We start from the raw sequence: 18,894 nt of genomic DNA, 5'->3' as shown, positions 1-18,894 counted from the left end.
CTCTTGCAGGGCCCGCTAGTGCCGAACGGCCGATTCGGGATTGACGATCAGCGCGGCGCCCGGCTCGAGAGCGGATTTCGCACGTTCGACCCGATCGCGATAGCGCGACGACAGTTCAGGCGACAGGCCTGATGATTGAAGGGTCTCGTATGTACTGACGAGGAAAGGCACGGCACTTTGCTCCGCGGCTATGGCGATGCTCTTTTCGAGGGCAGCGATTACGTCCGCCTCCGCATCGCCCTGGAGAAGAAGTAGCTCCGCCCTTCGCCTGTAGAGCTCTGCCAGCCAGAAGCGGCTGCCGCCGGCCTCGGCCTGCGCCACAGCCGAGCCCAGCAACGCGAGCGCCTCATCGACCTCGGCAGTTCGTGTCAAAAGCTCTGCCAGCATGCCGCAATAGACCGGTTCGTCCTCAGGCGTCTGGAACTCGCCATGGAGGCCAAGGCCTTGCCGCATTTTCTCCCTGCCGCTCTCGACCTGGCCGGCGTTGCCGTCGCACCAGCCTTCGAAGATTTGCGCTGCGGCGGCGAGAGCGGGCATATAATGGCGCTCCGTCAAGTGGCGCAGATCCGCTATCACGCTTCGTAACCTCGAAAAATCTCGGCGATAGCAATGCAGCATCGCCTCGTTGAGATAGGCATGTGCGATGCTGCCGGCATGTCCGGTTTGCTGCGCCCAGCTCCTAGCTTCCGACATCGAATGGATCGCGCTTGCCGGCTTTCCGACAAACCAAAGCGACAAGGCGCGGTGGGCGAGCCCGCAGACCCTCGCGTCATGCCCGCCGAACAACGCAGCATTGGCTTTGCCCTGGCCGTGCTCATAGAGCGAAAGTCCTGCGTCGACTGCCGCGATGCAGCGGTCGTGGCGGCCAAGATTGAAGTCGATTGCCCACACGCAATGCCTGGCCTGGAGTTGCACTTCGGCATCCTCGACATCCCTGAGATCGCTGAGCACCACTTCCGCGCGCTCGCCGTCCATGACGGTATCCGTGAACCACCAGCCCCAGTAGATCGGGAACCACTTGGCCCGCTCGGCCACCGGCCGCCGCCGGGCTATCACCACGCCGTCCTCGTACAATTTGCGGGCGGGCCCCGAGTTCGGACCTTCGACAGCGGTCAGGATGGGACCGAGCACGATCATGGCCGATAGCCGCAGCGCGTCTCGCCTGTCGGCTGCCGCAACGTGCTCGCAGAGCGCCAATGCATGCTCGAGTATCTGCCTCGCTTCCGCCATTGCCGAGCGCGACGAGCTTTCCGTGCCTGCGATCACGAACTGAGCGATCGCGTCCTCCATAAGGCCTGCGCGCTCGGCGTGCTCGGCGACCTCGGCGGTGCTCAGCCACCCGGCCAGGTTTCGGTTGCGGCTCACCGCGGCAAACAGGTGGCGATGCAAGGCCTGCCGTTTCTTGCGCAGCGTTGCGTTGTAGATCGTCTCCTGGATAAGCGCATGGCGCACGCCATAGACCGGAACGCCAAAAGGCCGCACGCGGATCAGGAACCCGGCCTCGCTCAGTGAATCCAGCGCGTTTGTGATGATTTCGTCGTCGAGCTCCGGCAACAACGCGCGCAACAATTCCTGATTGAAACGATTGCCCGCGACGGCCGCGGCGCGCGCGACTTCGCGTGCCGGCCCTAGCGTTTCGAGCCTGGCCTCGATCACGCTTTCAAACACCGAGGCATGACTGCGCGTCGCGGTCTGCGCCAGCCGATCCGTTGCCGAGGCCGCGTTCTCGGCCATCCACTGGCAGATTTCTTCGATGAACAGCGGGACGCCTCCGGTCACGCGTTCCACCACGTCGAGCAATTCCGGGGAAGTTGAAGGCTTGCCTTGCGGCCACATGGCCGCGATCGCCAGCCGCGTTTGCTCGCGGTTGAGCGGCTTTAGCGAGATATGCCTTGGATTCGATGCTCCCAGCCAGCTCCCGGATTCAGGGCGCGTGGTCGCGATGACAAGCGCCCGGAAGTGACGGGCCGACTGTGCAAGCTCAGCCAACAATTGTCTAGACGTCAGGTCGATCCAATGGATGTCCTCGACCACCAGGACGATCGGTCCGCTGGCGCACAGGGCTTCGAGCGAGTGGCGAACCGCCCAATTGGCTTTCGCGCGCATCGCCTCGGCGTCGATTTCCTTAAGCATCGGATCGGCTCCCGCAGCGCCGAGCAGGAACGAGAAGACGTCTATGATTTCAGGATCGCGGACGTCATGATCGCGGAATACTTCTGCCACAGCGGCAGCGCTCAGCTGTCCTTCGTTGCCGGCGAAATCGCCGCGTACGTTCTGTAGCAGCGGATGCAGCGCCGAGCGCAAGCCGCCGGGCGTGCACTGGAAGAGCAGCAGTTTCGCGCGCTGGTGACGCGTGCGCCGGCGCACTTCGTGAAGAATGCGCGACTTGCCGATCCCGGCCTCGCCCTCGATCACCACCACGCCGCCGTTTCCTGCAACGGCGCTGTCCCATGCTTCGGCGATCGTGGCAAGTTCGGCCTCGCGATCGACGAGCGGACTGCTCAGCCGCCCGAAGGCGAAGAAGCGGTCGACCTCGCGCTTGTGACTCAGCGCGCGCCAGACCAGCTCCGGCTCGGCAAAACCCTTGATCGTATGGCTGCCCCTAAAGCTGAACACATGCGACCGTCGCGCCAGGTTGCGTGTCGCCTCCGAGACTAACACCGTATCCGGCTGCGCGATGGCCTGGAGCCGCGTGGCCATCGCGAAGGCAGGGCCGGTGACATTGTCACGACCCGTCTCGGCGTCACCCTTCTGGATCAGGGTCATCGATGTCGCGATTCCGACCCGGACATGCAAATCGGCGCGGCCTTGGTTCGAACCGACGCGCCTGCAGGCGTCGATGATTTCGAGCCCGGCCCGGATCGCCAGCGATGCCGCATCCTTGGCGTCTATTTCGGCAGGAAACAAAGCAACGCCGCCATCGCCGACCTCGACCTCTACGGCACCCGAGCACGACGCGACCGCCTGTCTCGCCGCCCGCTGGAAGGCTGATATCAGTTCCTCGAACTCTTCGATGTCCAGGATGCCAAGAAGGTCGGTCGATCCGACCAGGTCGTAGCAGAGCGCGGTCAGGATCCGGCGCTCATGCCGGGCTTCCGACGCATTGTTGCCGTTGCCGCCCAGAAAACCTGTTGCCACCGACGCCGCCGGCAACGCGACCGGACTCTTCTCCGACATGCTGGGATTTCCTCGCCGAGCACAGTGACGGCAATATTAGCAAAGTGCGATGCTGTTCACAAAACACTTGATCGGTGGGCAGGGCAGGAAAAAGCCGATGCTGGGATCATTATGGAGAGAAATGCTCACGGCGCAAACTCCCCATGGCGTTGACACCAACTGTGACCGCTTTTGGCGGGCGGCCGGGATGACTTCGATGACCGAGATGAGGCGCGAAGCGGCCGTTCCCATACGTTGCCGCAATGCAACAAGGCCCCTCGGGGCCTTGCGCATCACCTCAATAGACGCGCTCTGCCCGCCCCTCACTTCCCCATCAGCTGCTTGGCATTCTCGGCCGTGATCGCGGTGGTCTCCACCGTCACCGTCTTGTCCACCTCGGTCGCGCAATCGAGCAGGATCTTTTTCGACATCTCGATCGCTTCCTTGGCGCCCGTCGGGTAGGTGAAGGTTGCGACCCAATCGCCCTTGGCGACCGCCTCGATGCCGCCTGCCGGGCCCGGCAGGCCGTCGGTGCCGATGATCTTGACGTCCTTGCCCGCACCCTTGGCGGCGAGCAGCGCGCCGGCGGCCATCATGTCGTTGGAGGCGTAGAGCACCTTGATGTCGGGGTGTGCCTGCAGCATGGCGGCGAAGGCGACCTGCGCTTTGTCCGGCACCCAGTCGGCGGCCTGCTCGGCGACGATCTGGACCTTCGGGTTGCCTTTCACGCCTTCCTTGAAGCCGTTGAGGCGCTCCACCGCCGGCGTCGAGCTCGGCAGACCTTGCAGCACCGCCGCCTCGCCGCCATCGGGCAGCAGCGTCTTGGCGGTGTACTTGCCGGCTTCCTCGGCGATCTTGAAATTGTCGCCGCCGATGAAGGCGGTGTAGTCCTTGCCGGGGTCGCCGACCGTCTTGCGGTCGAGCTCGATGACCGGGATGCCGGCATCCATGGCGCGCTTCACCGCCGGCGTCAGCGGTGCGGCCTCGAAGGGCGAGATCAGCAGGATGTCGACCTTCTGCGTAATGAAATTGTCGACCTGCGAGGTCTGCGTGTTGACGTTGCCGGCGCCGTCGGCGATCTGCAGCGTGATACCAGGCACTTCCTTGGCGGCCGCCTCCAGCTCGTCATTGACGTGCTGGCGGTAGGGCTCGGCATTGTTGGCCTGCGAAAAACCGATGACGAACTGGCCGTCCTTGGCGCAGGCTTTCACCAGCGGCTCGGCGGCGTAAGCGGAGCCTGCAATGCACAGGCCGGCGCCGGCCAGCAGCACGGCCTTGAGGGTCGATCCTCTTAGTGTCGTTTTCATAACTCACTCTCCTCCTCGTCCAGCCGGGGGGCCAGACCTTGGTTTGACGTTCACGTGTTGCCGTCTCCTCCTTGTTTGTTTGTGCATGTCGTCATCGCAAAACCGATGTCACTTTTGCGCGACATGCACTAACGACCCAACCCCTCGCGGCGGCGAACGAGGGATTGAAGCACTGCCGCCAAAACGATGATCGCGGCGGTCGCGAGCAGCTGCATGGCGGGCGTGATATTGTTGAGCTGCAGGATGTTGGCGAGCGCACCCAGCATGATGGTGCCGGCAACGGTGCCGACCATCGAGCCGGCGCCGCCGAACAGGCTGGTGCCGCCGATGACCACGGCGGCGATGGCCGTCAGCTCATAGCCCATGCCGTCATTGGCGCTGCCGAAATTGAACTGGCCGGCATGGACGATGCCTGCGAGTGCAGCGGCAAAGCCGGTGATGGCATAGACCGATATCTTCACCATCGAGACCGGCACGCCGGATATGCGCGCGGCGCGCTCATTGCCGCCGACGGCAAAAACATAGCGGCCGAAGCGCGTGGTGTTGAGCACGATGGTGGCGATCGCGGCAAAGACGACGAACACAAGCGTTGCCACCGGCACGGTGTTGTTGAACAGCCGCTCGCCCAGCACGGCGAACACCGGCGGCGCCAAGCCCGGCCCTTCGCCGTAGGAAATGTTGATGTACTGGTTGCCGGAGACGACCAGCGCCAGCCCGCGCGCGGCCTGCAGGCCAGCCAGCGTGACGATGAACGGCTCCAGCCGGAAGCGCGTCGAGATGGTGCCCTGGATGGCGCCGAAGACGATGCCCAAAGCGAGCACGGCGAGGATGGTGGGGATCAGGCCGAAGCCGCCGGAGATCATCATCGATGCGGTGACGACGCTGGACAGGCCAAGCACCGCGCCGACGGAGAGGTCGATGCCGGCGGTGATGATGACGAAGGTCATGCCGATGGCGATGATGCCGGTCTCCGACACCGCGCGCACGATGTTGGCGATGTTGTCGGGGTTGAGGAACAGGATCTCGCCGTGGCGGCGCGGCGAGAAGATGATGCCGCCGATCGCCACCAGCACCAGGCCGATCAGGCTCTGGAAGCGCACGATCAGCGCCAGCGGGTCGCGATGCTTTTGCGCTGCTGCTGTGACTGGGCTTGCTGCCACGGAAATCTTCTCGTCAGACATCAGGCCTCCCTGCCGTTAGCCGCGGCAAGCACCGTGTGCTCGTCGACGCCGCCCAAAAATTCCGCCACATTGCGCCCCTGGCGCAGCACCACGATGCGGTCGCACAGACCGATCAGCTCCGGCATCTCGCTGGACGCCACCAGAATGCCCAGCCCTTGCGCGGCGAGTGCCCTGAGCCGCTGGTAGATCTCGCCCTTGGCGCCGACATCGACGCCGCGTGTCGGCTCGTCGAGAAGCAACAGGCGCGGGTTGCCGAGGATTTCCTTGGCCAGCACCACCTTCTGCTGGTTGCCGCCCGAGAGCGCGCCGACGGCGATATCGGGGTTCTTCGGCCGGATATCGAACTGACCGAAGGATTCCTTCACCGCCTCGGCCTGGCGGCGCGGCGAGACCAGCCAGTTCGGCGAGATTCGGGATATGACCGACATCACCAGATTGAGGCCGACGGCCATGCGCAGCATCAGGCCCGAGCCCCGGCGGTCGTCGGTGACGAAGGCGATGCCGGCGTGGCGGGCAGCGCTGATCGAATCCAGTTTCACCGGCTTGCCGCCGACAGCGACCTCGCCCTCCCAGCGGCCGGACAGGCCGGTGCCGTAGAGCGCGGACAACAGTTCGGTGCGCCCTGCCCCCATAATGCCGGCCAGGCCGACGATCTCGCCTTCATGGACATCGAGCGAAACGCCTTGCGGCGCCTGCCAGCCGGCGCTGTCGCGGGCGAGCTTGAAGCTGGCGTTCCTCAGGCTGAGCAGCGGCTTGCCCGCGGCCTTGGCGCGTTGCGGATAGAGTTCGTCCAGCGGACGTCCGACCAGCAGCCTGACCAGCTCGGCCTGCGGCGCGTGCGGCTCGGTGATGCCGGCGACACGGCCGTCGCGCATTACCGTCACCCGGTCGGCAATGCCGGGCACTTCCTCCAGCCGGTGCGAGATGTAGACGATGCCGACGCCGGTGGCGGCGAGCTTGCGCATGATATCGAACAGCCGCTCGACTTCGCCGACGGTGAGTGCGGCCGTCGGCTCGTCCATGATCAGCACGCGGGAGGCGTAAGACAGCGCCTTGACGATCGCCACCACCTGGCGCTGGCCGATCGACAGATCCGCCACCATGGCGGCCGGATCGATGGCGATCTCGATGGCTTCCAGCCGCTTCTTGGCCTCGCGGCGCATTGCCGGCACGTCGAGGAAGCCGCCCGGACGCATCAATTCGCGGCCGAGGAACAGATTGGCGGCGACATCGAGCGACGGCACCAGGTCGAGCTCCTGGAAGATGGTGGCGATGCCGGCCGCTTGCGCCTCACGCGGGTTGTTGAAACGCACGGGTTTGCCGTCGATCTCGATGATGCCTTCGTCCGGCGTGTAGACGCCCGACAACAGGTTCATCAGCGTCGACTTGCCGGCGCCGTTCTCGCCGAGCAGCGCGTGGATCTCGCCCGCCTTGAGGTCGAAGTCGACACCGCGCAGCGCCTGCACGCCGCCGAAGCGTTTGACGGCGCCGGTCATCACCAGCAGCGGCGCGGTCATGTTAGCCTCGTGTGGGTCGGCCTCCCGCAGGAGGCGCGCGCCCGCAGCGTCGCCTGCAGCCGCACCGAACGTGGCTCTGAACCGGTCGCCGCGATGCGGGCGCTGAGCAGGGCCGCGGCCTGCCTGCCTATCTCGGTGCAGGGCTGGGCAACCAGCGTCAGGCGCGGTTCGAAACAATCGGCCCATTCGAAATCGTCGAAGCCGGCCAGCGACAGATCGCCCGGAATGGTGAGGCCCTTTTCGCGGATGGCGCGGACGGCTCCGATCGTCGTCATGTTGTTGCCGGTGACCAATGCGGTTGGTGGCGACGGCAGCGACAGGATGGCGTGGGTGGATGCGGTCGCCGCCGCCGTGTCGACATTCTCGGCCGAGAGATAGCGCGGCACGCACTCAAGTCCATTGGCGGCGAGCGAAGCCTGGAACGCCTCGATGCGCTCGCGCGTCGTCGTCAGGCCGGGCTGTCCGGCGATATAGCCGATGCGCTTGTGGCCGAAGGAGGCGACATGGTCGATCAGCGCGCGCATCGACGTTTCGTTCTCGACGCCGATCTGGTCGAAGCGCTGGTCGGCGAAACGGTCGATCAGAACGCATGGCATCTTCTTGTCGGCGAGGTAATCGATGGCGCGCTGCGGCGAGCCCGACGGGGCCAGGATGACGCCGTCGACGCGGCGCTGATGGAAAGCGCGCACCACCTGCAGCTCGCGGTCGGGATCCTCCTGGGTATCCGACAGGAAGACCATCAGCCCGAGCCGTGCGCATTCGGCCTCGACCGCGCAGATGATGTCGGTGAAATAAGGGTTGGAGATCGCCGAGATCGCCAGGCCGACGCTGTTGGTGGTTGAGGCCTTCAGCGAGCGCGCCAGCTCGTTGGGCTGGTAGCCCATGGCGGCAATGGCGTCGTTGATCAGCCTCGCCTTTTCCAGCGAAACGAAGCGCGTGTTGTTGACGACATGCGAGACGGTCGACACCGACACGCCGGCGCGCCGCGCCACTTCAGCCATTGTCGGCAAGACATATCAGCGCCTGCAAGCGCTCCTCCCTTATGCGTTTCCCGTCCGCTCTGATGGCGGATTTCAAGGGAGCTTAGGGTGATCGAAACGTTTGCGCAATCGATTCGATGGAAATTTTTAGCGGGGCTTATCTCCCCCCTCGAGGGGGAGATGTCGCCGAAGGCGACAGAGGGGGTCGCCGCGCGTGAAGCGCCAACCTTCCATCTGCAGCAAGGACGTCGAGCCCAGTCGCACCGACCCCCTCTGGCCTGCCGGCCATCTCCCCCTCAAGGGGGGAGATTCGCGGTTTCACCGAACTCCGCCACCAGCCCCTCATATTCCTCAAAGGCCGGCAGCGCCTCGTAACTGTGCACCGCAGGCGTGGTTGCCCAAGGCAGCTTCTCGCTGGTCCATGTCTCGATGAACGGCGTGAACCAGCCGGGCTCGTCGAGCATGGTCGGACGCAGATTGACGAACCAGTCGAGCCCTTCGGGGCGCGTGAACATCCAGCTCATGCAATGTGGGCAGAAGAAATGTTTCGAGGCGCCGTGCAGCCCGCCGAATACCGGCTCGCCTAGCGTGATCTCGAAGCCGTCGGAGGGAATGGCGGCGCTTAGCGAATAGGCGCTGGCCGACATGCGCTGGCAGCCGGTGCAATGGCAAGCCATGGTCAAAAGCGGTTTTGCGGAAATCTTGAGCCGCACGCGTCCGCAGCGGCATCCGCCTTCGGCCGGCAAGGTCAGGGTTGGCACGGCAGTCTCCCACTCTTCAAAGCGCGGTGCTTCAGTCGCCGGTCAGCGCCTTCGTCGTGACCAGCGTGACGCCGGCATCGGTGAAGTCCGCATTGTACCGGGCGATGATCTCGGTCGCGGTTTCGCCTTCAGTGTCCAGCGTCGAGTGCGCATCGGAAACGACGGTGACGCCGAGGCCTTCGGCCAGGGCGCCCTCAACGGTGCCGGCGATGCAGAAATCGGTTTGCGCTCCGGCAAGCACGACTTCGCCGGCCCCCTGCCCGGCCACCCAGGCGCCAAGCTCGGCATTCGAGAAGGCGTTGCGGACGGTCTTGGAGAATGTCGGCTCGTCCTTGGCCTGGCCGAGTTCCGGCCATACCGGCCAACCCGGCTCGCCCGGCGCCAGCGGATCGCCGGCCGGCCCATCATGCCGCACGAACGCTATCCGGCGCCCCTCGCGCCGCGCCCAGTCGATCAGCGAGCGGGTACGCTCGGCGATACCCGGCGCATCATGGATCGGCGGCTCGACGCGCCCGTCGAACATGTTGGTCTGGAGATCGATGACGATGAGGGGAGCGAGGTTTGGCATGGCGCGAAGATAACGCGGGCGATGGGAGGGTCAAGACGGCGAAGCTGCTGATCTCCCCCTTGGGGAGATTACCTGTACCCTCACCCGATTCCACCCGCGACCACGTAAGCACCAGCCGTGCGTCCATCCTCCAGCCGCATGACGGCCGTAACGATCGAGCCGTAAGCGCCTCGCCACACACTGTGCATTCTTTCATGCTCGCCGGCCGGCACCAGGATGAGACCGTGAAAGCTTGTGCCGCTTCGCTCCATGACAACGGCTTCGCCATTGACGTGAACCTTGAGATCAGCGGTCTCCGCATCGAGTTCAACCGTCACGGCGATCTCGGCCTGGTCTCCTCGCCCCATCGTCTCCGCAACAAGCCTGAGTGCCGGCGGCGGCGCATCGCTGGACTTCGATCCACCATGTTGCGCAAACACATCGCCCGGCAATTCCGGCGTGCGCGGCGGGGCCGTGCGGCGTTGGGTGGCGCGCTCGTAATCGCCGGCGAGCCGCAGCAACTCCGCATCATCATAGGCCTTGCCCGCAAAGGTCAGCCCGACCGGCATGCCGATATCGGCCATCGTTCCCATCGGCACGGTGACGGTCGGGATGCCTAGATGACGCCAGACCAGATTGCCGTTGGCGACCCAGGTGCCGTTGCGCCAGGCGATTGCTGCAGAGGTCTCGTTGACGTCGGCATCGGCCGGGCCGACATCGGCGACCGCCGGCAGCACGACGGCGTCGAGCCTGTGCTCGTCCAGCCAGTCCTCGAAGTCGATGCGCCGCGTCGCCTCCAATCCCTTCAGACCTTCCGCCAGCGTTGGGATATCCAGCAATGGCATCACGCCCTGCTTGGCGCTCGTGACGTAGTCGGCCAGATCGAAACCGTCGTCGCCATAGCGGTCCGGCAGCGCGCCCGGCGGCCGCGGGAAGATTTTTGGCCCGTCGACCGTGGCCAGGTCGGGGATGGCCGGGTCGGCATTGGCGCGCAGGAAATCGTCCCAGCCCCAGATGCAGAGATCCCAGATTTCGCGCTCGGCGAATGCTTCCGGCACCAGCCCGCGTTCGACCATGGTTTTTGTGCCCGGACGGTCGCGCTCATAGTTCGAGACGACGGGGAAATCGACCTCGACCACCTCCGCGCCGAGCTTTTCCAAGTCACGCGCTGCCTGCCGCCAGAGGTCGAGCACCGAGGCGCGGGTCTCGATGGGTTTGAGCGCGCCGCCGTCGCGGCCGATATACATTTTCGGCACGCCGAGGCGTTTGCCTTTCAACGAGCCCTCCAAGGCGAGTGTAGTGTAGCTTGGCGGCCTGAGATCAGCGCTTTTCGCGATCGACACCCAGGGCTGCGCGCGCCAGAAATCGCCGCGCGTCTCGGTATCGTCGGCGACGATCACGTCGAGCAGCTCCAGCATGTCGGCAATGCCGCGCGTGTGCGGCACCACCACATCCATGGTCGGCACCAGCGGCCAGTTGCCCCTGACCGAAATGACGCCGCGCGACGGCGTGTAGGCGACAAGTGCATTGTTGGACGCCGGCGCGCGGCCGGAAGACCATGTCTCCTCGCCCAGCCCGAAAGCGGCAAAGCTCGCAGCGGTCGCGGTGCCGGAACCGTTGGACGAGCCGGAAGCGAAGGCGGCGGTCAGATAGTCCGCATTGTAGGGGCTCTCGGCGCGGCCATGGACGCCTCGCTGCATGCCGCCATTCGCCATTGGCGGCATGTTGGTCAGCCCGATCAGCACAGCACCACCGGCCCTCAGCCTGGCAATGGTGAAAGCGTCCTCATTGGCGACGAGATGCTCGAAGGCGGGCGAGCCGGCGGCCACCGTCAGGCCCTTGACCTTATAGCTGTCCTTGGCGGTGTAGGGGATGCCGTCGAGCGGCCCGAGGGAAGCGCCTTTGCGGCGGCGCAGGTCGGAGGCCGCCGCCTCCTCGAACATTGCCGGGTTAAGCACCGGCACGGCATTGAGCGCGATGCCATGGCGGTCGTAATGCGCGATGCGCCTGAGATACGCACCGACCAGCTCGACGCTGGTGACGGTGCCGGCCTCCAGCGCCCGGCGCAGGTCGGCGATCGAGGCTTCGACGATGTGGAGGGGCATGGGATTCTCGAGATGCAGCGGCAAATGAGTCTTCGCATCGTGCGATGCGAGTGTCACGCCTCAAACGGAAGGCGTGACGGCGACGCTGCTGGTCTCCCCCAAGTGGGGAGATGGCCGGCAGGCATAAGTGGCCTCCGAAATTGACTGATGAAAGACAGTTTTGGTGTCCGCTGCTGCATGTCCGTTATATGACACGATCTCGGCGATTTCAGCGGAGTTGCCTGACCTCAGCTCACAGCGTCTTGCTGTCGAACCGGCCTTTTTCCTTCATCATTTCGAGGAAGATCCTGGCCTCGGCGTTTCCGTGGCTTGCCGATGTGGAAAACCACTTGGCAGCTTCCGGATAGTTCGGCTTGCCGTCGATGCCGGTGTAATAAAGCTTGCCAAGGTTGAGTTCTGCTTCGACATTTCCCACCTTGGCTGCCTCCAGCAACCAGAATTCGGCGGATTTGTCATCCTTGGCTATCCCTCTGCCGCGGGCATAGGCAACAGCCAGGTACAGTTCAGACGAAACGTCCCCCTGCTTTGCGGCCTTGAGCCACCACGAAACGGCATCAGCGTCGCTCTGGGTCAGTCCGACGCCCGTCCAATATGCAAGGCCGAGGTTCGCCTGCGCATAAGCGTCTCCCTGGCTCGCCGCCTTCAGCCACCAGGACGATGCTTCGGCATCACTTTTGGCAGTGCCCTTGCCCGTAGCATAGGCATAGGCCAGCGCAGACTGCGCCCGGACATTGTCCTGTTCCGCCGCCTTGACCAACCAGGCGAACGACTGGGCGTCGTCCTTGCCGATGCCTTTTCCCAATTCATACGCATTTGCTAATGAGTATTGCGCTTCCGGCACACCGGCGACCGCGGCCTTCATCCACCATTCGAAGGCCAGGCGGTCATCCTGACCGACGCCGTGGCCAAGCGAATACAGCGTGCCCAACAGAGACTGGGCATTCGGCTCACCCTTGTCGACCGCCTTTCGCACCCACGTCACGGCGAGCTGATCGTCCTTCTCGACGCCTTCACCGAGATAATAGGATCGACCGATGCAGTAGGCAGCTTCGGTACTGCCGCCATCGGCTGCCTTGCGCCACCAGGAGAGAGCTTGCTCATAGCTTTGCGGAACACCTTGGCCCTGCGCGTACAGGGTGCCGATGGCATAGTAACCATTCGCGTTGCCCTTGTCGGCCGACTGTGTGGCAAATTTTAACGCCAGCTGGTCGTTTCTTTCGACACCTCGGCCATGGGAATAGGCCTGGGCGAGCAAGGATGCCGCATCTGCATTTCCTTGCTCGGCTGCTTTGCCCCACCAGTAGGTCGCCTGCCTGTCATTTTGGGCAATACCCTGGCCACGCCAGTACATTAATCCCAGATTGTACTGTGCGTCAGCATTTCCCAGGTCGGCCAGCACGGAGATCTGATGGAATTGCTCGCGATAATCCTTTGCCAGGACAGCCGCTTGAATCTTCTTAATGGCCGACCACTGCACATAATAATTTCGGCCAGGACCGAGCAGCACATAAGCCGCCAGCAACACCAGAACGACGGTAAGGACCCCTCGGCGACGCGACTTGGGCGGGCTGTAGACAGGTGTATCCACTTTGGGCGCCCAGTCGTTGTTGCTCACCGTCCCCAATCCATTTGCAGCCACCAGTAATCCATAGCGCAAGCCAGGCTGTTCTGGAATATCCAAAGCATTTGATGTCGCTACTGCGGTGCGCCGGCGAACAGGATTTCGCCATCGCCGCCAGCCGCCGGCCAATCCCTGATGGTGCGATCGTCGCCGCCGGTGACCAGTGTGCCGTCGGTGGCGAAGGCAACGGCGTAGATCGGGCCGGTGCGGCTGTCGAACATGGCGATCTGGTCTCCAGTGCCGAGATCCCACAGCCGCGCCGTGCCGTCGAGCGAGCCGGAGGCCAGGCGCTTGCCGTCGGCCGACAGCGCCAGCGTATAGACGGTGCCTTCGTGGCCCTCGAAGCGGCGCAATTCCCTAAACGTGTCGAGGTCCCAGAGCTTGATCGTGTAGTCGCCGCTGCCGGTGACGACATGATGGCCGTCGGCGGTGAAGACGGCGCCGTAGGTGCCTTGCTCGTGGCCGTGCCAGCTTCGCAATTGCTTGCCGCTTTCAACGTCCCACAATTTCAGCGTGCCGTCGATGGAGCCGCTCAGCGCGCGCGTGCCGTCGGGCGAGATTGCGACCGTGCTGATCGGCCAGTCATGTCCGGTCATCACATGCAGCACCGACTTGTTGACGAGATCCCAGACGATGACGTTGCCGGTGTCGTGGCCACTGACGGCGCGCTTGCCGTCCGGGCTGATCGCCAGCTTGCGCACGCCGCCATTCGCGCCCGACGAGAAGACATGCAGCACCGCGCCGTCGGCAAGCTTTCGCAGCACGATCTCGCCATCGTCGCCGGCGGTCAGCGCGGTGGCGCCGTCGGGCATGAACAGCGCCGTGCGCGCCATGTCCTTGTGTTCACCAAGGTTGCGGATCAGCCGCTTGCCGGCGACGTCCCAGAGCTTGATCATATGGTCGGTGCTGGCGCTCATGATGTCGCGGCCATCGGCCGAGACGGCTAGCCAGACGACGGCGTCGCGGTGGCCGTCGGGCTCGGTCGGCAGCGCCGGCGGAGGCGGCGGCAAGGGCGCGACGGTTTGCGGTGGCGTGGCCGGAGCCGGTGGTGGAGCAGTCTCCGGTGGCGGTGTCGCCGGAGCGAGTGCGACTTGTGGCGGCCGAGGGGGAGCAGCCGGAGGCCTAGGGTGCGCCGGTTCCGGCGGTTTGGCAGCCTGCTCAGGCGGGGTTGGCTCGGGAGGCATGGCGAGCGGCGGGGAACTCGGTGGAACCGCCGGCGTCGCCAAGTCCGGTGGGACGCCGGCGATATCCTGGCCCTTCGGCTCGGCTTTGGGCTCCTTCGGGGCGACGACCTCAGCGCCCGGGCCGGCGTCACGCGCCCAAGGGAAGTGGTCGGCCAGCAGCGCCAGAACGGCGAGCACCGGCAACATGAGGAAGGCGCGCCGCCAGCCCGGGCGACCCTTAGATTCGATCCCGGCGTCGCGGCCAAAAAGCGGCGTTCCAGCAGGCTGGCTTCGCCGACCCGGCAGCAGCCCAGCCCAGAACAACAGGGCGCCAAGCAGGCAAAGCCCGCCGACGGTCAGGAACACCACGGGCTGCAGCGTGGCTGGGCCGTGCAGCATGTGGTCGATCCCGCTCCAGCTGAAATCTCTGTCGCCGAGCAGGAGATACGCCCGCACCAGACAAGCCACAGCGGCCGCCAGCAGCGGAAGCGCAAACAGCCTTTCGGCCAACCTGTCCATCGGACTCCCCCTCCGGTGCCGCACCTTGCTCATCATGCGGCCGCCGCAGCGAAACAAATAGCGCAAAACTGCGCCCACGAAAGTGGGCGCGATCACGCAGCCAAATTCACTTCAATTCCACCCATACCGGCGCGTGGTCGCTGGCGCCGTCCTCACCTCTGACATCGCGGTCGATGCCGGCAGCGGTGAGGCGGCGCGCCAGTTTCTTCGACAGCAAGATGTGGTCGAGCCGCAGCCCGGCATCGCGCGGCCAGCGGTTGCGGCGGTAGTCCCAGAATGTGTAGAGCGTTTCCTTCGGATGCTTCTTGCGCAGCGCATCGGTCCAGCCCTGCTCGAGCAGACGCTGGAACGACGCCCGGCTTTCCGGCTGCACCAACGCGTTGTCGTCATAGGAGCGGGTGGCGTAGATGTCGCGCGGCTCGGGCACGATGTTGTAGTCGCCGACCAGCGCCACCGGCAGGCCGGTGTCGAACAGTTCTGCGGCATGCGCCTCCAGCCGCGCGTGCCACGCCAGCTTGTACTGAAATTTCGGCCCCGGCTGCGGGTTACCGTTGGGCGCGTAGAGACAGGCGATGACGACGCCCGACACCGCCGCCTCGATGTAGCGGCTCTGCTTGTCGGCGGTATCGCCGGGCAGTTCGTCACGGGTCAGCACCGGCTCGGCTCCTCGCGCCAGTATGGCTACGCCGTTCCAGGTCGGCTCGCCCTTCCACACCGCGCCATAGCCGGCGTCGGCCAGTGCCGTGCGCGGAAACTGCAGGTCGCGCGCCTTCAGCTCCTGCAGGCAGACGACATCGGGCTTGGCTGCCGCCAGCCACGCCAGCAGGTTTTGCAGCCGGCTGTTGATGTTGTTGATATTGAAGGTGGCGATTTTCATTTGGCGATCAGGAAACGATCCGCCCTGTCCACGCCTTCACCGTCCCGGCCAGCGTCTTCAAATGATCGGCGGTCGAAAACCCCGACACGCTCTTGCGCGGCTTCAGGTCGTGGTCGCCATCCTCCAGCCAGATCACCTCGATGGCTTTGGAAAGGCCGTAGGTCGCGACCTCTTCTTTCGTGCCGAACTCGTCGCGGGTGCCCTGGAAGATCAGCGTCGGCGTCTTGAGGTCGGCGAGATGTTTTGTCCTGAGTTGCTCGGGCTTGGCCGGCGGATGAAAGGGATAGCCGAGGCAGACGAGGCCCGAAATCTCGCCCTTGGCGAACATCTCGTCGGCGACCATCGAGGCGACGCGCCCGCCCATCGACTTGCCGCCGATGATGAGCGGACCAGCGACGCCCCTCGCCCTCAGATCGGCGATGGCCTTGATGTATTCCGGGTTGACCGTCTCGGCACGCGGCGGCGGCTTGCGCTGGCCATAGCGTCGCGCCGCCATATAGTGGAATTCGAAGCGCGCAACCTGGAAGCCGGCTGTGGCGATCGCCTTGGCGGTGTCGGTCATCGAGGGGGAATCCATCGACGCGCCGGCGCCGTGGGCCAGCAGGATGGTGAGGGGGGCTGTGTCAAAGCCGTCGAAGAGGAAGCTAGTGGGCATCAGGCTGCTGGACCCCGATATAGTGGTAGGTGGTTTTGGAACCGTGAACTTCCTTACGCCACTGCTCCGGATGCAGGGAAACATGGGTGAAAATGGCTGCAAAAACCCCCACGAGCACGATGAAGAATGGCCGGCCGAAGCAAACGCGCTGCTTGTTCGACATACGGTCCTCGGGGCGCTGGGGAAATGGCCAAGTTCTGCGGTTGTAATATGTGCCCCAATTGATTTTGCTGTCTTCGAAAAAATTCCAGCCATTGCTCCAGTAGAAGAGCAGCTCGTGGGCCTCCTGCACCGCCAAAACGACGAAGCACGCGGTTAATCCCATACTCGAAATCTGAACAAGATTATCCACGGCAGCCTCACCCCGCCGTCCGCGCCAGCTGCAGATCGACGAACTGTATCCCCTTTTGCGCAGTGCGCGCCCATTCGCTGTCAGCATCGAGTTCGAGATAGCGCACCCAGTGGCGGCGGGCTTCGGTCAGATTGCCGGCGTCGAACTCCAGCCGGGCAAGGTTGAACACCGGATCGGCGTAGCTCTTGTCGAGCGCAATGGCCTTGACCAGATGCCGGCGCGCCGAGGCGATCTTGCCTTCGTCGCTCATCAGCCCGGCGAGGTTGAACCAGGCCTCGACGAACGCCGGATCGAGCTTGATCGCTCTTGCATAGTCATGCGCCGAGTCGGCCACGCGACCGGCGCCACGCAAGCAATTGGCGCGGTTGAACGCGGCGATGGCGTCGCTCGGATCGATGCTGAGGCAGCGTTGGTAGAGCGCCGCGGCATCGTCGTGCCGGCCCTCCTCTTCCGCGCTTTCAGCCTCGGCGAACAATTCTTCCAGCGTGTCGTCGCCGGCTGCGCTTGCGCTGCCGAGATCGAACAGCAGCTGGCCGTCGAGTTCGCTCTGGCCATCCTCGAGATAGATCTGATCGGGCCGGCCATGCTGCGAGCCGACATTGAGCGATTTGGCGGTGAGCGAAGCGACCGGACCGGAGCGATGCACGGAGCGCGCGATCGCGCCCCAGGATGCACCGCCGGCGACCAGCCCGGCATATTTGCGGGCAAGGATCAGATCGCGGAACGAGTAGGGTTCACAATCGTGCTCGAAGGCGTCGAACAGGCTGAGCAGGTCGAGGTCGGCACCGGACAGTCTGGACTGGTCGACGAGAGACTGCCTGGACAGCGAAGACGCCTCCGGCGCCTTCATCAGACCAAGCAGGCGCAGGAAGCCATTTTCGCTAAGGAGTGTTCGGCCAGCGGAGCCCTCGGCTGCAACGCGGCGCTCGATCTCGGCATCGCCGCCCTTCGCCGTGCCGGCCTTTGCGATCAGCGTTCGGCCGAACACAACATGGCTGGTGCGCCTGGTGACGCCGCGCCGCAACTGGCCGTGCTGACGCTCCACCTCACGGGCCGCGAGCCGCAGCGGAAATGCCGCCAGCGCGCCGATGGCGCCGAAGACGGCGCCCAGGATTATACCGGTCGGCGCCGTCACCCCTTGCTCTTGCCGACGGCCTTGAGCAGATTGGCCTTCAACGGGTTTTCCTTGGCCGCACCCGCCTTACCCTTGGCGGCAGGTTTTTCAGCGTCGTCGGCCTTGCTCTTCGACTTGGCCGGCGGCTTGGCTGATTGCGACAGGCTCGCCTTCAACGCGTCCATGAGGTTGATGACATTGCCACGCTCGGGCGCCGCCGCAATGATCGGCTTATGGCCCTTCAGTTTCTCGCGGATCATCGTCATCAGCGCGATCTCGTAGCGGTCCTCATAATTCTTCGGATCGAAGGTGGTTTCCTTCTGCTTGATCAGCGCTTCGGCCAATTGCAGCATTTCGGGATCGGGCTTGCCGGCAGGGATGTTGCCGAAATATTCAGCCGTGCCGCGCACTTCGTTCGGGTTCCTCAAGGTGCAGACGAACATGCCGTTCTCGCGCGCGCCGATCGTCACCACGCGCTCTCGGCTGGACAGGACAAGGCGGGCAATGGCCAGCTTGCCGGATTTGCGCATGGCCTCGCGCAGCACGGCGAAGGTTTCTTCCGCCATGGCGCCATCCGGCGCCATGTAGTACGGCGCATCCTGATAAATGACGTCGACCTCGTCTTCGTCGACGAAGGCCTCGATGTTCATCGTGTGATTGGATTCGATGCGCACTGCTTCGAGGTCGGCCTCATCGATGATGATGTACTGCTTGTCCTCGTATTCGTAACCCTTGACCAAGTCCGCGCGCTCGACGAGGCCGAGTTCAGGGTCGACCGGCTTCATGTTGATGCGGTTGTGGGTCTTCTTGTGCAATTGGTTGAACGATATGCGCTCGCTGGTCGTCGTTGCCGGATAGAGCCGGACCGGACAGCTGACGAGGCTGAGCTTGAGGTAACCTTTCCAACTTGCCCTGGGCGCCATGATACTCTCCTACGCGGCCACGCACTGACATTTCAGACTGAGCATGATCTTAACCGAAAACCGGTTCCCACGTTTCGGGATCATGCTTACTGCAGCGCTTCGTCCAAAGGACGAAT

The 18,894-nt window shown here is 64.3% G+C and carries 15 protein-coding genes; all 15 read right to left on the bottom strand.

Features of this window, described 5'->3' with window-relative positions:
- Positions 1-15: 15 nt before the first annotated feature.
- Positions 16-3,177 carry an AAA family ATPase gene (locus tag NKI64_RS15830; protein WP_352668651.1) on the bottom strand — a complete coding sequence of 1,054 codons (3,162 nt, stop codon included), beginning with the start codon at positions 3,175-3,177 and terminating at the stop codon, positions 16-18.
- A gap of 302 nt (positions 3,178-3,479) precedes the next feature.
- Positions 3,480-4,463, bottom strand: a complete 984-nt coding sequence (locus NKI64_RS15825; protein WP_352668649.1) for a substrate-binding domain-containing protein — start codon at positions 4,461-4,463, stop codon at positions 3,480-3,482.
- 128 nt (positions 4,464-4,591) lie between these two features.
- Positions 4,592-5,644 (bottom strand): ABC transporter permease, encoded by a 1,053-nt coding sequence (locus tag NKI64_RS15820; protein ID WP_031199588.1) that lies wholly within the window; start codon positions 5,642-5,644, stop codon positions 4,592-4,594.
- On the bottom strand, positions 5,644-7,161 hold the full coding sequence (locus tag NKI64_RS15815) for a sugar ABC transporter ATP-binding protein (RefSeq protein ID WP_352519791.1): 1,518 nt from the start codon (positions 7,159-7,161) through the stop codon (positions 5,644-5,646). Before NKI64_RS15815 ends, NKI64_RS15820 begins: the two co-directional genes overlap by 1 nt.
- Positions 7,158-8,171 (bottom strand): LacI family DNA-binding transcriptional regulator, encoded by a 1,014-nt coding sequence (locus NKI64_RS15810; RefSeq protein WP_023814831.1) that lies wholly within the window; start codon positions 8,169-8,171, stop codon positions 7,158-7,160. Before NKI64_RS15810 ends, NKI64_RS15815 begins: the two co-directional genes overlap by 4 nt.
- Before the next feature lie 266 nt (positions 8,172-8,437).
- Entirely contained in the window at positions 8,438-8,902 is a 465-nt protein-coding gene (locus NKI64_RS15805; RefSeq protein WP_023814832.1) for a GFA family protein, read from the bottom strand.
- A 31-nt stretch (positions 8,903-8,933) separates the two neighbouring features.
- Positions 8,934-9,470, bottom strand: coding sequence for an isochorismatase family protein (locus tag NKI64_RS15800; protein WP_023814833.1), 537 nt, complete (start codon positions 9,468-9,470; stop codon positions 8,934-8,936).
- Positions 9,471-9,550: 80 nt separating this feature from the next.
- The gene (locus NKI64_RS15795) at positions 9,551-11,554 is read right to left on the bottom strand and encodes an amidase (protein ID WP_031205192.1); all 2,004 of its coding nucleotides are present in this window, start codon (positions 11,552-11,554) and stop codon (positions 9,551-9,553) included.
- Positions 11,555-11,786: 232 nt separating this feature from the next.
- Complete coding sequence (locus NKI64_RS15790; RefSeq protein ID WP_155929541.1) at positions 11,787-13,169, bottom strand: SEL1-like repeat protein; 1,383 nt, start codon at positions 13,167-13,169, stop codon at positions 11,787-11,789.
- An 80-nt stretch (positions 13,170-13,249) separates the two neighbouring features.
- Positions 13,250-14,857 carry a WD40 repeat domain-containing protein gene (locus tag NKI64_RS15785; protein ID WP_023814836.1) on the bottom strand — a complete coding sequence of 536 codons (1,608 nt, stop codon included), beginning with the start codon at positions 14,855-14,857 and terminating at the stop codon, positions 13,250-13,252.
- A gap of 106 nt (positions 14,858-14,963) precedes the next feature.
- Positions 14,964-15,734 carry an exodeoxyribonuclease III gene (locus tag NKI64_RS15780; RefSeq protein WP_023685879.1) on the bottom strand — a complete coding sequence of 257 codons (771 nt, stop codon included), beginning with the start codon at positions 15,732-15,734 and terminating at the stop codon, positions 14,964-14,966.
- 7 nt (positions 15,735-15,741) lie between these two features.
- The gene (locus tag NKI64_RS15775; RefSeq protein WP_023814837.1) at positions 15,742-16,389 is read right to left on the bottom strand and encodes an alpha/beta hydrolase family protein; all 648 of its coding nucleotides are present in this window, start codon (positions 16,387-16,389) and stop codon (positions 15,742-15,744) included.
- Positions 16,379-16,741 carry a hypothetical protein gene (locus tag NKI64_RS15770; RefSeq protein WP_155929543.1) on the bottom strand — a complete coding sequence of 121 codons (363 nt, stop codon included), beginning with the start codon at positions 16,739-16,741 and terminating at the stop codon, positions 16,379-16,381. Before NKI64_RS15770 ends, NKI64_RS15775 begins: the two co-directional genes overlap by 11 nt.
- Positions 16,742-16,748: 7 nt before the next feature.
- Positions 16,749-17,876, bottom strand: a complete 1,128-nt coding sequence (locus NKI64_RS15765) for a tetratricopeptide repeat protein (protein WP_352668644.1) — start codon at positions 17,874-17,876, stop codon at positions 16,749-16,751.
- Positions 17,873-18,778 (bottom strand): non-homologous end joining protein Ku, encoded by a 906-nt coding sequence (ku, locus tag NKI64_RS15760; protein ID WP_023685883.1) that lies wholly within the window; start codon positions 18,776-18,778, stop codon positions 17,873-17,875. The genes NKI64_RS15765 and ku overlap by 4 nt, the downstream gene beginning before the upstream one ends.
- Between the last annotated feature and the right edge of the window lie 116 nt (positions 18,779-18,894).

The organism is Mesorhizobium sp. M0478, assembly GCF_040321305.1.
In the GTDB taxonomy this organism is placed as follows: Bacteria; Pseudomonadota; Alphaproteobacteria; order Rhizobiales; family Rhizobiaceae; genus Mesorhizobium.
Note: the sequence above shows the minus strand (reverse complement) of the source record. Positions and strands in the feature narration are given on the sequence as shown.